The following is a 14,142-nucleotide window of genomic DNA, read 5'->3' as shown; positions in this document are numbered from 1 at the left end:
GCTCGACCAGGCCGTCGTTGTCGAGTCCGTCCAGATGGAAACGAATCGTATTGGGGTGCAAGCCGATCTGCTCGGCCAGCTCGGCGATGCCCATCGGGGCGCGGGTACCGCGTAGGACCCGAAGGACGAGGGCACGCCGATCACTGGCCACCACGGGGGACTCGCTCGTCACCTGCGCCTCGCTCATCGTCATCCTTGGGTCATCACTCGCGCGTGCCGAAAAAATCTACGGTCTGCGACCTGAGAGTGCTGTGTGATGCAGGTCGAACGCGGGGCGTTCGGAGCCAATACGCGGCAGGCTGGTGAAGTTGTGGCGCGGGGGCGGGCATGAGGTCGCCCACTCCAGGGAGTTGCCGTAGATCCACGGATCGTCCTCGGTCACCAGCGGCTCGGTGCGCCAGGTCCGCCAGGCGTTGTAGAGCATCACGAGCGTGGACAGACCGATCAGGGCGGCGCCGACCGACGAGATCCGGTTCGCCGTGGTGAAGCCGTCCTCGGGAGGTAATCGGCATACCGGCGGGGCATGCCGTCCATCCCGAGAAGGCGCTGGATGAGGAAGGTGGTGTGGAAGCCGATGAAGAGCAGCCAGAAATGGATCTTGCCCAGCCGCTCGTCGAGCATCCGTCCGGTCAGCTTCGGCCACCAGAAGTAGAAGCCGGAGAACATCGCGAAGAAGACGGTCCCAAAAACGGTGTAGTGGAAGTGCGCGACCACGAAGTAGCTGTCGGTGAGGCTGAAATCCATTGCGGGACTAGCGAGGATGATGCCGGTCAGCCCACCGAAGAGAAGGGTGACGAGGAAGCCGATGGACCAGAGCATGGGCGTGGCCATGGTGATCTGGCCGCCCCACATGGTGCCGATCCAGTTGAAGAACCTGACCCCCCTCGGCACCGCAATGGCCATCGTCATGACGGCGAAGAAGGGCAAGAGCACCTGGCCCGGTGGCGTACATGTGGTGGGCCCACACGCTCATCGACAGAGCCGCGATCGCGATGGTGGCGAAGACGAGCGACTTGTAGCCGAACAGGGGCCGCCGCGCGAAGACCGGGATGATCTCGACGGCCTTGATCAAGACGTTCCAGGTGAAGATCGGCATCCGGAACATCGTCATCCCCGGTGCGCGCAGGCAGACGATCGTCGTGATGAAGTTGACGGCTCCAAGAATGGTGCCGAAGCCGCTGAGGATCAGACCGAAGACCCATAGGTCCCCGCCGACGCCGGGGCTGTGGACGACATCGGAGAGTGGGGCGTAGGCGAACCAGCCGACGGACGCCGCGCCGCCGGGGGTGAGGAACCCGGATACCACCATCACGCCCCCGAAGAGATAGATCCAGTAACCAAACATATTCAGCCGGGGAAGGCCACATCGGGAGAGCCGATCTGCAACGGCACGATGGCGTTGGCGAAGGCCGCGAACAGCGGAGTCGCGAAGAGGAGCAACATGATCGTGCCGTGCATGGTGAACAACTGGTTGAACTGCAGTTTGTCGTCCACCACCTGCAGGCCGGGTGAGACGAGTTCGGCTCGAATCAGCAGGGCCAGCAGGCCACCGATCATGAACCAGGCGAAGGTGTTGACAAAGTAGAGATTGCCGATCATCGGCCCGATCCCGCTCGGCAACGACACGCGGTGACCACGGAGCGGACCCGCGCGTGCGCTAATCGGGGGAGAACGGCATACTGGCCTCACTATGCGCGGATTGCTGCTCCTTCGCTGCCGCGGCGAGGCCTGACTCGGCCCCCCTCGTCGCGGAGGTTGTGCTGCCCGTAGGCCGACACCGCAGACGAGACGAAAGCACCGCGATGATCCACCCGCAGCAAGCCACCCCGATGCCGTTCACGAAGTACGTTCCCTTCCAGGACCAGATCCGGGTCGAACTCCCGGACCGCACCTGGCCCGACAAGGTCATGACCCAGGCGCCTCGGTGGTGCGCGGTCGACCTGCGCGACGGCAACCAGGCCCTCATCGACCCCATGGACTCCGAGCGCAAGCTGCGGATGTTCAAGCTGCTGGTCAAGATGGGCTACAAAGAGATCGAGGTCGGCTTCCCCAGCGCGAGCCAGACCGATTTCGACTTCTGCCGCGAACTGATCGAGGGCGGTCACATCCCCGACGATGTGACCATCCAGGTCCTCACACAGTGTCGTGACCATCTGATCGAACGGACGTATGACGCGATCCGCGGTGCAAAGCAGGCGATCGTCCACTTCTACAACTCGACGTCGGTGCTCCAGCGGCGGGTGGTTTTCGGCCTCTCGCAGGACGGCATCGTCGACATCGCCCTCCAGGGTGCGCGGCTGTGCAAGAAGCTCGAGGAGACCATCCCGGACACGAAGGTCTACTACGAGTACTCCCCGGAGTCCTACACCGGCACCGAGCTGGAGTTCGCCGCGCGCATCTGCAATGAGGTCATTGACGTCATCGACCCGACGCCCGATCACAAGATGATCATCAATCTCCCGGCAACTGTCGAGATGGCCACCCCCAATGTGTATGCCGATTCCATCGAATGGATGTCGCGCCATATCACCCGGCGCGACAGCGTGATGATCTCGCTGCACCCACACAACGACCGCGGCGAAGGCGTTGCGGCCGCCGAACTGGGCTATCTGGCGGGCGCCGACCGGATCGAGGGGTGCCTCTTCGGCAACGGCGAACGCACCGGCAATGTCTGCCTGGTGACTCTGGGGATGAACCTGTATTCGCAGGGCATCGACCCGCAGATCGACTTCTCCAATATCGCCGAGGTGCGACGCACGGTCGAGTACTGCAACCAGTTGGGCGTTCACGAGCGCCACCCGTATGGCGGCGATCTCGTCTTCACGGCGTTCTCCGGCTCCCACCAGGACGCCATCAAGAAGGGCTTCGAGGACATGGACAAGCGGTCCACGGCCGCGGGCACCGATGTCAACGGGATCGACTGGGGCGTGCCCTACCTGCCGATCGACCCGCACGACATCGGCCGGTCCTATGAGGCGGTCGTGCGCGTCAACTCCCAGTCCGGCAAGGGCGGGGTCGCCTATCTGCTCAAGAGCGAGCACGGCCTCGATCTGCCCAAGCGACTGCAGATCGAGTTCTCGCGCGTCGTTCAGCACAAGACCGACGTCGAGGGCGGTGAGCTGACCGGGGCGCAGATCTGGGAGATGTTCGCGGACGAATACCTTCACAGCGAGGACGCAGCCAGCCGCTGGGGCCGCTACTTTCCGCTCCGCTCGACCATCACGGGCAGCGACGAAGGGGTCGACGAGATCGAGTCGACCATCCTCGTCGACGGCGAACCGCACCTGATCACCGGTCGTGGCAATGGCCCGCTGTCGGCCTTCGTCGAGGCGCTCGCGACGATCGGCGTCGATGTGCGCGTGCTCGACTACGCCGAGCACGCGATGTCCTCGGGCGTCGACACGCGAGCGGCGGCCTACGTCGAATGTGCTGTGGGAGAACGCGTTCTGTGGGGCGTGGGCCTGCATGAGTCGATCGTCAAGGCGTCGCTGCGCGCCATCATGTCGGCGATGAACCGCGCCGAACGCGACCGGATCAGCCGCGGCGAGGACGACGTGGTCATCTCGCGTCCCGGCGGCGGCCCGTAGGCCCGAAAGTCGGCTCCCTCCCGACACCGAAAGGCCGGTTCGGGGTCGCCCTCGTTAGGCGACCCGAACCGGCCAGCACCGCAGCTCAGGCCGTGGGGTGAGTGGACTCCCCGGCCGACTTGCGCAGGCGCATCGCGAGCAGGCTGGTCGCCAGCAGCATCGCTCCAGCGACGAGCAGTCCGGCGGCTGCCCCAGCGGCACCGGGCAGATAGTCCACGGCGGCCTGGGTCGCAGCCAGCGTCAGGCCGATGACGCCGATCGCCAGGTAGGGCCACGCCCGCATCCGGACGTAGGCGGCGAACGCCACGGCGCCCACGAGTGCGAGGAGCACATAGGCGAGAGGCTGCATGCGGCCTTCGAAGACGGGCGTCTCGGCACCGAGCAGGCTGAGCGCGCCGCCGACGACCCGCGCGGTGTCGGGCTCGCGCCACCAGCGCAGCTCGGCGAGGGCGAGCCAGCCGATCCCGAGGGCGAGCAGGATGACCGTCTTGATCAGGGTGCGACCGTCGCTCCAGCCCGAGGTCGCGTTGAGCACGGTCGCTGCCACGCCGAAGCCGACCGCGGCCTGCCCGGGCACCGTGGGCGCAAGCACGTAGAAGCCGAGGGCGAGCACGGTGAAGGCGCCGAAGACCAGGGCGATCCAGCCGTCCCCGGTGTGGTGCTGGTGTTCGATATACGTGCCGAGGGCGCCCGTGGCCAAGGCCGCTGATCCGATGCCGAAGGCACCGGCCAGCCGGCGACGCACGTCGGCGTCCTCGGGGGTGTCTCGCCCGGTCAGGCGTGCGCCGAGGGCGGCCCCCGCGAGGACGAGCGCCCCGAGGAGCAGCGCGCCGACGCGCGTGGCGAGGGACATCTCTCGCCAGCTCGCCGCCAGGAAGACGGCGCCGGCCGCAACAACCAGGATGCCGCCGGCATACCCGGCGATCTCGGCGAGGATCTTGGAGCGGGGCGCCTCGCCGGCGGTCGGCCCGAGTTGATGGTCAAGGATGGCGATGGCCCGAGAGCGATCCTCGGGCGCGACGATCCCGGAATCGACGAGTGCAGCGACCAGCCCGGGTGCCTTTGTGCTGCTACGTTCGACCAGATGTGCGGACATACGCACATCGTCCCGTATGTCAGCGCCGTCCGGATGAGTATCCCTGCTCACCCGTCTCGACGAACTCGGGCCGGAGTGGGACGTCAACGCACGCCGGCGGGGCGGAACTGGATCGACATCCGCGGGCCGACGCTCTCGGCGACCTTGGGGATTGCATGCTCCCAGGTCCGCTGGCACGAGCCGCCCATGACGATCAGGTCCCCATGGCCGGTGACGAACCGCATACTGGCCCCGCCGCCACGCGGGCGCAGCGCCAGCGTGCGCGTCGCGCCGAGCGAGAGGATGGCAACGATCGTGTCCTGATAGCGCGAGCGGCCGATCCGGTCCCCGTGCCAGGCGACGGAGTCGCGGCCGTCGCGATAGAGGCACAGGCCAGCGGTGACCAGCGGCTCATCAAGCGTCGGGAGGTAGTGAGCGGACAGAGCCTCGCAGGCCTCGCGCAGCAGCGGGTGCGGCCAGGTCTCGTCCGCCCCGTAGAACTTCGTCAGGCGCGGGACATCGACGACGTTGTCGTACATCTGCCGGCGCTCGGCCTGCCAGGGCACGGTGCCGGCCAAGGTCTCGAAAAGCTCATCGCCTGCGCGCAGCCACCGGGGGGCCACGTCGACCCACGCCCCGAAACGCAGCGGCGTGCGCACGATGCCGGCAGCGAGCTCGCCGAAGGATCCGGCCACCTCAGGGGCGCCGAAGTCGAGGACGTCTTGGAGCGTCATACGGGCCATGGTAGCGCGCGGATCGTACATACGTCCGAAAGGCGCGCGAGATGCGTCGCTATCGCCGGCGATCCGGGTCGACGGGCCTGCGGGCCGCGGCATACGGTGCAAAGCCTGGCCTCCTGAGCGTTAGCGACATGGCGGGGCACAATGGGGCGGTGCCGACCTACCGCGACCAAGCGATCGTGTTGCGCACCCACAAACTCGCCGAGGCCGACCGGATCGTCACCGTGCTGACTCGCCAGAGGGGCAAGCTGCGCGTTGTGGCCAAGGGGGTGCGCCGCACCAAGAGCCGATTCGGTGCGCGCCTCGAACCGGGGATGGTGGTCGACGTCCAGTGCTACGAGGGCCGCAATCTCGACACCGTCACCCAGGCCGAGTCGCTGGCGTCCTATGGCGAGCAGATCGCCAGGGACTACCGCGCCTACACCGCCGCAGCCACCGTCCTAGAGACCGCCGACCGGCTCAGCGAGGAGCGCGAGCCGGCGCTGCAGCAATACCTGCTGCTCCACGGTGCCCTCGCCGCGCTGGCCGGGGGCGCCCACGACGCCTCGCTCGTGCTGGATGCCTATCTCTTACGGGCGCTCGCCGTGGCCGGCTGGGCGCCGAGCTTCCATGACTGCGCGCAGTGCGGCGACCCGGGCCCGCACGCGGCCTTCAATGTCGCGACCGGCGGGTCCGTATGCCCGTCCTGTCGCCGCCCGGGATCCGTCGCCCCCGCGCGGGCCACTCTCCACCTCCTGGCTGCCTTGCTGGCCGGCGACTGGGAAATCGCCGACGCGAGCCTGCCGCACCACCGGCGCGAAGGGAGCGGCCTGACGGCCGCGTTCACCCAGTGGCACCTGGAGCGGGGCTTGCGCTCCTTGCCGCACGTCGAGCGCGACGCGCCGCCGACTCTGACGACCGCTGGCGCCGACCGCGCCTAGGCCTGCGTCCCAAACAGCGGTAGGAGACTTAGGCTCGACGTCGTGAAGCCCCCCTTCCCGCACCCCTCAGGTGCCCGCCCCCCACAGTTCCCGGCACCGGCCCTGCCCAAGCATGTCGCGATCGTCATGGACGGCAACGGCCGCTGGGCCAACCAGCGCGGGCTGCCGCGGACCAAGGGGCACGAAGCCGGCGAGGCCGCCCTGCTCGACGTCGTCGCCGGGGCGATCGAAGTCGGCGTGACTTACCTATCCGCCTATGCCTTCTCCACCGAGAACTGGAAGCGCAGCCCCGACGAGGTGCGCTTCCTCATGGGCTTCAACCGGGATGTCATCCGCCGCCGCCGCGACCAACTCCACGAGTGGGGCGTGCGAATGCGCTGGGTCGGCCAGCGCCCGCGGCTGTGGGGCTCGGTGATCAAGGAGTTGGAGATCGCCCAGGAACTGACCCAGCACAACACCGGCCTCACTCTGTATTTCTGCGTCAACTATGGCGGGCGCGCCGAGATCGCTGCTGCCGCAAGGCAATTGGCCGAGCGCGTAGCTGCCGGCAAGCTCCGCCCCAGCAGCATCGACGAGAACCTCCTGGCCCGCGCGCTGCCCGAGCCGGGGATGCCCGATGTCGATCTCTTCGTGCGATCGTCGGGGGAGCAGCGAACCTCCAACTTCCTGCTCTGGCAGAGCGCCTACGCCGAGATGGTCTTCCTCGACACGCTCTGGCCGGACTTCGACCGGCGCGACCTGTGGCGGGCGATCGACACCTATGTCCAACGCGATCGCCGGTACGGCGGGGCGGTGGACGCCGTCAGTTCTTGACGCCGTTCGCCGAGCAGGTCGCGCACCGGCCGAAGATCTCCAGCGTGTGCGTGACCGCCTCGAAACCGTGCGCACGCGCCGTCATATCGGCCCACCGCTCGACCTCGTGTGCCTCGACCTCGACGGTCAACCCGCAGTCGCGGCACACCAGGTGATGGTGATGGCCCTCGCTGCAGGCCCGATAGACGGCCTCGCCGCCGTCGGTGCGCAGGACATCGATCGCGCCCTCGTCGGCGAGTGACTGCAGGGTGCGATAGACCGTTGCCAGGCCGACGGTTTCGCCCGAATCCCGAAGCAGCGCATGCCATTCCTGCGCGGACCGGAAGTGCTCGTGGCGCGCCAGGATGTCACCGACCGCCTGTTGCTGGCGGGTCGGCCGCCGCGTGCTCACGCCGCCCCGTCCGTATGCCGTTCGCCCACCTCCGCGGGCAGCTCCCCGCGATGGCTGGGCCGAGCGGCCCGCGTCGGCGGGGCGGCACCCGGGGCGGGATCGTTGTGCTGGTCCTGGTGATGCTCGTCGTAGTGGTCGTCGTGGGGGGCATGGCGGTGCCCGTCGTGCAAGTAGTCCACGTGGTCGCCGTGCGGCACCGCCTGGTGACCGCAATCGGGGCCGTGCTCGTGGTCGTGGCGCTCGGCCGGCGCGTGATGATGCGCCCACTGTCCGGCGAGCCGCCGAGCGATGTCGGCGACCACGAAGAAGGCCAACGCGATGAGGACGATCGTTCCGCCGGAAGGAGTTTCGGCATAGAACGACGTCACGACGCCACCGACGGCCGCGAGCACACCAAGAGTGGTCGCCAGCCGGATCGCCGATCCGAACGAGCCGGCCAGCAGTTGCGCGGCGGCATTAGGGATGATCATCAGCGCGCTGACCAGGAGCAATCCCACCACGCGCATCGAGACCACGACCGTCACAGCGGTGAGAATCGACAGCGCGAGGTTGACCGCGGTCACCGGCAGGCCCGACGCGCGGGCATACTCCTCGTCCTGGGCGGCGGCGAACAGCCACGGCCGCAGCTCAGTGGTGACGAGGACCACCACCAGGGTGAGCGCGGTAAAGGCATAGAGGTCCGCGCGCGTGGTTGCCGTGATCGATCCGAACAGATAGGCGGTGAGGTTCGCCGAGGTCCCTTGCGGGGAGCGGCCGATGAGCACCACGCCGGTCGCGATGCCGCCATAGAACATCAGCGCCAGCGCCTGATCACCGCCGGTGCGACCGCGAGCGCGCGCCAACTCGATGCCCACGGCGCCGAGGACGGCGACGATCAGGGCCGTCAAAACCGGCGAGGTCGAGGTGAGGATGCCGATGGCGACACCGGCGAGCGCGACGTGGCCGAGGCCGTCGCCGACGAGGGAGAGCCGACGCTGGACGAGGAAGATCCCGACCAGGGGAGCGGCGGCACCGATCAGGAGAGCAGCGATCAGCGCATTGCGCATGAAGGCATAGTCGAGAATCTCAATCATGGTGATCTCCTCGCAGGTCGAGCGGCCCGGCGTCGAAGTGCGGCCGCCGGCGGGCGGATCCACCGGCGGGTGAATGGTCATGGTGATGGCCACCGTGCGAAAGCCCCTGGGTCGCATAGTCATCCGGTGCGCCGTCGAAGGTGATGTGCCCGTCGTCGACGACGATCACCCGAGTGATGACCTCGGCGAGAGCGTCGAGTTCATGAGTGACGATCAGCTGCGTTGTGCCCGCGGTGGCCAACTTCTCTAGCACGCGCGCCAGGACGATCTGATTGGCCGTGTCGACCCCTGCGGTCGGCTCGTCCATGATGAGCAGGTCGGGTGAGGAGGCGAGCGCCCGGGCGATCAACACGCGCCGCTGTTGACCGCCGGAGAGTTGGGCGACATCGGAGCCGGCGCGATCGCCAAGGCCGACGAGGTCCAGGACGCGGGCGACCGCCTGCCGATCCCCTTCGGCATCGCGCCGCCACGGCCGCCACCAGGTCCGGAAGCGGAGGCGGCCAATGGCGACGATCTCGGCGACAGTGGCGCGCACCGAAGTCGCGAGCGTATGCCGTTGCGGCACATAGCCGATCCGCCCGGGTTCGAGCTCGGCCAGGTCGCTGCCGAGGACGTGCACGCTGCCCGCGAGTTGGTCGGTCAGGCCGACCAGCCCCTTGACGAGGGTGGATTTGCCGGCGCCATTCGGGCCGAGGATCGCCACGACCTCACCAGGGTCGATGGTGAGCGTGACGTCGGCGATGACCTGCGTCGCGCCATAGCCGAAGGCGGCGTCACGCATCTGTAGGACGGGTGTGGTCATGGGGTGCACTCCTGCGCGGAGATGAGGGTGGTCAGATTGGCCCGCATCAGGCCGGGATAGTCGCGCGCTGCCGATGCGTCGGTCAGTCCTTCGATCGGGTCGAGAACCGCTGTGCGAGCGCCGGTTTCGGCGGCGATGACCTCGGCGACCTTGGGGCTGGCGAGCGGTTCGGTATAGATCACGCGGGTGTGGTGCTCGCGAACGAAGGTCGTGATCGCGGCAAGGGTGGCCGGGCTCGGCTCGGCGTCGGGGTTGAGCGCCAATGGGTGCTGAGTGAATCCGACGAAGGCAGCGAGATGACCGTAGGCGGCGTGCCCCGTCACCAGGTCGGTGTTGGCGCAGTGGGCGAGCCCGTCGACATAGTTCTGGGTGAGCGTGGCCAAGGTCGTATCCAGGGCATGCCCTCGTCGACGGAAGTCCTCGGCGCCCGCGGGATCGAGCCGCGACAGCGTGTCGACCAGTTCGCGCGAGACGGCCGCCATGCGTTCGGGATCGAGCCAGAAGTGCGGGTCGACCTCGAGTTCTTCGGCCGTCTCGGCGTGCTCGACGTCGCCACCCCCGTCGTGGGTGTGGCCGGTCAAGGGGTGCAGTCCGGCGGCCGTGGTGATATCGAGGACGGTGCGCGGCATGGCGGCGCGGATGCCGTCGTCGACCGCCGGCTGGAATCCGGGCAAGGTGATGGTCAGGTCGGACTTCGCGATCTGCACGACCTGCCGCGAGGTCAACTCCAGGTCGTGCGGTTCCGCGCCCGGGGGCGTCAAGGAGATCACCTGCACCTGGGAACCGCCGATCTGTTCGGCGAGGTACTGGGTCGCGTAGAAGCCGGTGACCACCGAGAGCCGGTCGCCGCCTGCGTCGGAGCCGGTCGACGTGCATCCCCCGAGCGCCAGGACAGCCCCCGCGGCGGCACCCGCGATGGCGAGGCCGACGCGGGTGGGGTGCGCACGGCATACGATCATGAGAATCATTCTCAACTAGCGTAGTCGTGGCGTCAAGCCGGCGACGCGTGCACCCGGCCTGCCCTGGAGAAGTGACCTGAGTCACGTCGATGTCATTACGCTCACACCCTCCGGCCAGGCCGATGACGCGCGAGTAATACTGGTGACATGCGTCCAAGGTTGGTCCATGGCCTCACGGAAGTGCCCCGTATGGCAGGGGAGTTCGGTGAATATGCGGCCTTCCGACGCGTCCTGGGAAAGGCTCGCCACGGCGACGGTCACCACGTCCTCGTCCTGCCCGGGCTGATGGCCGGTGACTACACGACGGCGATCCTGCGCCGCTATCTCTCCTCGCTCGGCTACCAGCCGCACGGCTGGGGAGTCGGGCGCAATATCGGCCCGACGCGGCAGATCGTCGACTCGATGCGGCTGACCGTCGAGCAGTTGACGCAGGAGCATGGGCCGATCTCGATCATCGGCTGGAGCCTCGGTGGCCTCTATGCCCGTCAGCTCGGCCGGGCCTACTCCGACGACGTCCGGCAGGTCATCACGCTCGCCTCGCCCTTCCGGTTGATCCACCGCGAGGACACGATGGCGTCGCTGATCTTCGACCGCTACAGCCACCTGCACGTTGCCGCCGACGAGCTGGATCTGCCGGAGCAGGAGCACCTGCGCGACCCGATGCCGGTGCCCACCACCGCGATCTATTCACGCACCGATGGCATCGTCCCGTGGCAGGCCTGTCTCAACGAGCTTTATGGCACGCACGAGAACATCGAGGTCAAGGCCTGTCACATCGGCATGGGGCATCACCCCGGCGCGTTGTGGGCGGTGGCCGACCGGCTCGCGCAGCCCATGGGAGAGTGGCGGCCGTTCCGCTCGCCGAAGAGCCTGCGCCGCTGGTACCCCACGCCGCTGAACTGGCCGCTCGATGACGACCTGATCCTTGCCGAACTCGCCGACCCTACGCCGATCGATCCGTCGGCGCTGACGGGCGACGGCAAGGCCGTCGTCGGCTGACACATCGGAGAAGAAGTTCCTCCCCCAGCCCAACCTTCCCCCGGGCTGGTCGCGTTTACCGCATGACAGCATCGACGTGATCAGGGAATGGGGGGCCAGCAGTGCAGGCACATCTCGACCCGGGATTCGCGACCTATGTCCGCGCCCGGCAGCGCACTTTCGTGCGGGCTGCCTATCTCATCTGTGGCGATGAGCATCAGGCGCAGGACCTGGTTCAACAGGCTCTGATCAAGCTCGCCACCCGCTGGTCGCGGATCAAGGATGAGAACCCCGACGGTTACGTCCGCAGGATCCTCTACAACGACGCCGTCAGCAGTTGGCGACGCACAGGTCGCGAGCGCCCGTCTGCCGTGCCCGCCGACCGGGTCGTGCCCGATCCCTCCGGTGCGGTCGCCGAGCGGGCCGACCTGATCGCCGCCTTGCGGGAGTTGGCTCCGCGGCAGCGGGCCGTGATCGTCCTGCGCTATTTCGAGGACCGCACCGAGGCCGAGACCGCCGAGATCCTCGGCATCTCGATCGGCACTGTCAAGAGCCAGGCGCACGCCGCGCTGGCCAATCTGCGGGTGAATTTCCCCGCGCTCACCACGTCCTCTTCGGCCCAGGAGTCCTCGCAATGACCACCAACGACGTGCATGACCTGCTCGAGCAGGCCTGCGACCAGATTCCCGACACCGACCTCGCCGATGCGGCCTGGGCCGTGGCCTACGGCCGGCAGGTACGCCGGCGGCGCGTCCTGGTCGCACTCGCTGCCGCATGCTCCGTTGCCACCGCGGGGGCCGTTGTCGCGAGCGACTTCTCGGCGCCCGTCACGCAAGGGCATGCGTTGACCAATAGCCCGTCGGTGACGTCGCCGGCGGGCCCAACCTCGCCGAGCACGCCGGCCACGGGATCGCCGCAGGACGCGGCCGTGCTCGCGCGGGTGTGGAGTCTGCCCGACCCGGGGGACATGACCGGCCTGCCGTGGTCGACGTCGGGTCCGGTGCAGGGCGAGGTCGATCTGGTGCGGTCCGCGCGTCCGTTCTCGACCTCGGGTGGCTTCCGGGCCGGTGAGCGCATTGATGCGGCGTTCGCCATGCCGACGGCCAAACAGGCAGGGATCGTGACGTCGCTCGGCAATATCTACCTGCTGGACGAGCTCACGCTCCGCGACACCTCGGATTCGTCGGGCAATGCGCATTTCCATCTCTCGCCGTCGGCGATTTCACCGGACGGCACAATGCTTGCCATTGCCCAGCCGAACGGTGTGGTCCTGATCGACCCGACGCGTGGCGCCGAGGCAAAGCCCTGGCACACCATCCCGATCGCCAACCCCACCATCGAGTCGGCGAACTTCGTCGACGGCGGCCGCACGATACTCGCGGGCTCGGACGGTGGCCTCTATGTCGTCGATGTCGCCAGCGGCACGAGCATCAAGCGCCCGTCGAGATTCGGGGCTGATGAGATCGTGCTGTCCGGTGGTGCTAACTCCGGCGGCCCGGTGGAGGTGCGCACCTGGGATGCGACTAAGCGGGCATACGGGCCAGCGGTGGCGGTGACCGACCCGCGCATCGGTGAGGTGTGGGGGATGGGCGGCAGCAACCTGCCCGGCACGGGCTTTGTCGCTGGTCTGGTATCGCCGACGCAGAGCACGCTCGATGCGCTCTGGCGCGCGCGCGGACTGAACTCGTATCAGGGGATCGCGGCCGTGCCGCTGGGCGGAGGCGAGGCGGCGCTGTTACTCGATGTCAGCCAGCCCGGGACGGACGATGCGTCGATCGCCCAGTCGCGAAGTAAGGCTGGCATCCGGCCCGTCGGCACGACCAGCGAGGGGAATCTGTTGATCCTGGCCGATGGCGGCTACGCCAAGACCACGAAGGGTGACTTCACGCTCGTGCGCCAAGACCTGGTCTCGTGGAATATTCGGACCGGCGAACTGGCGCGGGTCGCTGCCCTCACCGGCGAATGGGTCGGCCTGATCCTTCGACCCGGGGTGTGATCGCCTCCAGCCTCAGCGCGGCCGGGCTTGCACGAGCGCGATGGCGGCGATGAAGAAGAGCACCGCGATGCGCATGAGCTTCTCCACGCCGGTCAGGCGCGGCCAGCTGACGGTGAGCATCCACGCGAGGAAGGCCGCTACCAGCGTCGTCGCGATCCACCCGTATGACGGCACGAAGGTCCCGAGGACGAGCAGCCCGAAGACCGCGAGCACGGGGAGCGCACGGGGCAGCTTGTCCAGGCGCACGAGGAGTCGTTCGTTGAGGGAGCGAGGTTCGACGGGAGTCGGGGTGGTGCGAGACACCAGGCAAGGGTAGTTCGCCGCTGCGGCGGCACCTGCCATGCCCCAGTGGTTCGACCCCGGCCGGTGGGGTGGGCCGAGTCGATGGGGAGCCTCAGGTCGGGTCGTCGCCGGTGGCGATCGGCCGGGTGGGGTCGCTGATCCACTCGCTCCACGAGCCGACATAGACCGGCGCGGTGATGCCGAGTTGTCGCAGCGCCAGGGCCAGGTGGGCGGCGGTGATCCCGCTGCCGCAGTAGGCCCCCACCTCGGCGTGCTCGAAGACACCACGGCCCGCGAAATAGGCCATCAACTCCTCGCGCGGCAGCAACCGGCCGTCCTGATCGACGTAGTCGGACATCGGGGCATTGCGCGCCCCAGGAATGTGCCCGGCGACCGCGTCGATCGGCTCGGTACGCCCGGCATAGCGCTCGTCGGCGCGGGCGTCGAGCAGCAGGCCCGTCCGGGCGAGCTCGGCGGCACCCTCGGCGTCGAGCAGGGGGAGGGCTCCCGGGCGCACCGTCACCGT

General features: G+C 68.1%; 15 protein-coding genes and 1 pseudogene. 6 read left to right on the top strand and 10 right to left on the bottom strand.

Going from position 1 to position 14,142, the window contains the following annotated elements; all coding sequences use genetic code 11:
- Positions 1 to 187, bottom strand: a 187-nt coding sequence (locus PKH97_RS01770; RefSeq protein WP_324385680.1) for a helix-turn-helix domain-containing protein, incomplete at its 3' end; no start/stop codon positions are given.
- A 39-nt stretch (positions 188 to 226) separates the two neighbouring features.
- Positions 227 to 1,599, bottom strand: a pseudogene (locus PKH97_RS01765) (cbb3-type cytochrome c oxidase subunit I).
- A gap of 203 nt (positions 1,600 to 1,802) precedes the next feature.
- Between PKH97_RS01765 and leuA the strand changes: the two are divergent.
- Positions 1,803 to 3,587, top strand: a complete 1,785-nt coding sequence (gene leuA, locus PKH97_RS01760) for a 2-isopropylmalate synthase (protein WP_324385679.1) — start codon at positions 1,803 to 1,805, stop codon at positions 3,585 to 3,587.
- A gap of 85 nt (positions 3,588 to 3,672) precedes the next feature.
- Here leuA and PKH97_RS01755 read toward each other — a convergent pair whose 3' ends face one another.
- Complete coding sequence (locus tag PKH97_RS01755) at positions 3,673 to 4,683, bottom strand: DUF2157 domain-containing protein (protein ID WP_324385678.1); 1,011 nt, start codon at positions 4,681 to 4,683, stop codon at positions 3,673 to 3,675.
- Between the two features lie 83 nt (positions 4,684 to 4,766).
- Positions 4,767 to 5,396: an alpha-ketoglutarate-dependent dioxygenase AlkB gene (locus PKH97_RS01750; RefSeq protein ID WP_324385677.1), complete on the bottom strand. Its 630-nt coding sequence runs from the start codon at positions 5,394 to 5,396 to the stop codon at positions 4,767 to 4,769.
- A gap of 158 nt (positions 5,397 to 5,554) precedes the next feature.
- Here PKH97_RS01750 and recO point away from each other — a divergent pair, with 158 nt between their 5' ends.
- Both recO and PKH97_RS01740 read left to right on the top strand, forming a co-directional pair.
- Complete coding sequence (gene recO / locus PKH97_RS01745) at positions 5,555 to 6,322, top strand: DNA repair protein RecO (protein ID WP_324385692.1); 768 nt, start codon at positions 5,555 to 5,557, stop codon at positions 6,320 to 6,322.
- 42 nt (positions 6,323 to 6,364) lie between these two features.
- Complete coding sequence (locus tag PKH97_RS01740; protein WP_324385676.1) at positions 6,365 to 7,135, top strand: isoprenyl transferase; 771 nt, start codon at positions 6,365 to 6,367, stop codon at positions 7,133 to 7,135.
- On the opposite strand, the gene PKH97_RS01735 is transcribed toward PKH97_RS01740, so the two are convergent.
- Genes PKH97_RS01735 through PKH97_RS01720 form a run of 4 tightly spaced genes read right to left on the bottom strand, consistent with a single transcriptional unit; the run spans position 7,125 to position 10,369 of the window.
- On the bottom strand, positions 7,125 to 7,526 hold the full coding sequence (locus tag PKH97_RS01735; RefSeq protein WP_324385675.1) for a Fur family transcriptional regulator: 402 nt from the start codon (positions 7,524 to 7,526) through the stop codon (positions 7,125 to 7,127). The two genes, PKH97_RS01740 and PKH97_RS01735, sit on opposite strands and share 11 nt — an antisense overlap.
- A complete protein-coding gene (locus tag PKH97_RS01730) occupies positions 7,523 to 8,599 on the bottom strand; it encodes a metal ABC transporter permease (RefSeq protein WP_324385674.1) in 1,077 nt (358 codons plus the stop codon). Before PKH97_RS01730 ends, PKH97_RS01735 begins: the two co-directional genes overlap by 4 nt.
- Complete coding sequence (locus PKH97_RS01725) at positions 8,592 to 9,401, bottom strand: metal ABC transporter ATP-binding protein (RefSeq protein WP_324385673.1); 810 nt, start codon at positions 9,399 to 9,401, stop codon at positions 8,592 to 8,594. Before PKH97_RS01725 ends, PKH97_RS01730 begins: the two co-directional genes overlap by 8 nt.
- Positions 9,398 to 10,369 (bottom strand): zinc ABC transporter substrate-binding protein, encoded by a 972-nt coding sequence (locus PKH97_RS01720; protein WP_324385672.1) that lies wholly within the window; start codon positions 10,367 to 10,369, stop codon positions 9,398 to 9,400. The genes PKH97_RS01725 and PKH97_RS01720 overlap by 4 nt, the downstream gene beginning before the upstream one ends.
- A gap of 180 nt (positions 10,370 to 10,549) precedes the next feature.
- On the opposite strand from PKH97_RS01720, the gene PKH97_RS01715 reads away from it, so the two are divergent.
- The 3 genes from PKH97_RS01715 to PKH97_RS01705 all read left to right on the top strand — a co-directional run bounded on the left by PKH97_RS01715 (position 10,550) and on the right by PKH97_RS01705 (position 13,334).
- On the top strand, positions 10,550 to 11,359 hold the full coding sequence (locus PKH97_RS01715; RefSeq protein ID WP_324385671.1) for a hypothetical protein: 810 nt from the start codon (positions 10,550 to 10,552) through the stop codon (positions 11,357 to 11,359).
- 101 nt (positions 11,360 to 11,460) lie between these two features.
- A complete protein-coding gene (locus tag PKH97_RS01710) occupies positions 11,461 to 11,976 on the top strand; it encodes a SigE family RNA polymerase sigma factor (protein WP_324385670.1) in 516 nt (171 codons plus the stop codon).
- Positions 11,973 to 13,334 (top strand): hypothetical protein, encoded by a 1,362-nt coding sequence (locus PKH97_RS01705; protein WP_324385669.1) that lies wholly within the window; start codon positions 11,973 to 11,975, stop codon positions 13,332 to 13,334. Before PKH97_RS01710 ends, PKH97_RS01705 begins: the two co-directional genes overlap by 4 nt.
- A 12-nt stretch (positions 13,335 to 13,346) precedes the next feature.
- Here the strand turns inward: PKH97_RS01705 and PKH97_RS01700 are convergent, their stop codons facing one another.
- Complete coding sequence (locus tag PKH97_RS01700; RefSeq protein ID WP_324385668.1) at positions 13,347 to 13,637, bottom strand: DUF6703 family protein; 291 nt, start codon at positions 13,635 to 13,637, stop codon at positions 13,347 to 13,349.
- A 91-nt stretch (positions 13,638 to 13,728) separates the two neighbouring features.
- A partial coding sequence (locus PKH97_RS01695) for a rhodanese-like domain-containing protein (protein ID WP_324385667.1) occupies positions 13,729 to 14,142 on the bottom strand: 414 nt, incomplete at its 5' end.

Source organism: Nostocoides sp. (assembly GCF_035343835.1).
Taxonomy (GTDB): Bacteria; Actinomycetota; Actinomycetes; order Actinomycetales; family Dermatophilaceae; genus Nostocoides_A; species Nostocoides_A vanveenii.
Note: the sequence above shows the minus strand (reverse complement) of the source record. Positions and strands in the feature narration are given on the sequence as shown.

Excerpts from the sequence above, each read along its gene's own strand:
- PKH97_RS01730 (WP_324385674.1), bottom strand. The coding sequence starts at position 8,599 with ATGATTGAGATTCTCGACTATGCCTTCATGCGCAATGCGCTGATCGCT.
- PKH97_RS01750 (WP_324385677.1), bottom strand. The coding sequence starts at position 5,396 with ATGACGCTCCAAGACGTCCTCGACTTCGGCGCCCCTGAGGTGGCCGGA.
- PKH97_RS01720 (WP_324385672.1), bottom strand. The coding sequence starts at position 10,369 with ATGATTCTCATGATCGTATGCCGTGCGCACCCCACCCGCGTCGGCCTC.
- PKH97_RS01755 (WP_324385678.1), bottom strand. The coding sequence starts at position 4,683 with ATGTCCGCACATCTGGTCGAACGTAGCAGCACAAAGGCACCCGGGCTG.
- leuA (WP_324385679.1), top strand. The coding sequence starts at position 1,803 with ATGATCCACCCGCAGCAAGCCACCCCGATGCCGTTCACGAAGTACGTT.
- PKH97_RS01715 (WP_324385671.1), top strand. The coding sequence starts at position 10,550 with ATGGCAGGGGAGTTCGGTGAATATGCGGCCTTCCGACGCGTCCTGGGA.
- PKH97_RS01725 (WP_324385673.1), bottom strand. The coding sequence starts at position 9,401 with ATGACCACACCCGTCCTACAGATGCGTGACGCCGCCTTCGGCTATGGC.
- PKH97_RS01705 (WP_324385669.1), top strand. The coding sequence starts at position 11,973 with ATGACCACCAACGACGTGCATGACCTGCTCGAGCAGGCCTGCGACCAG.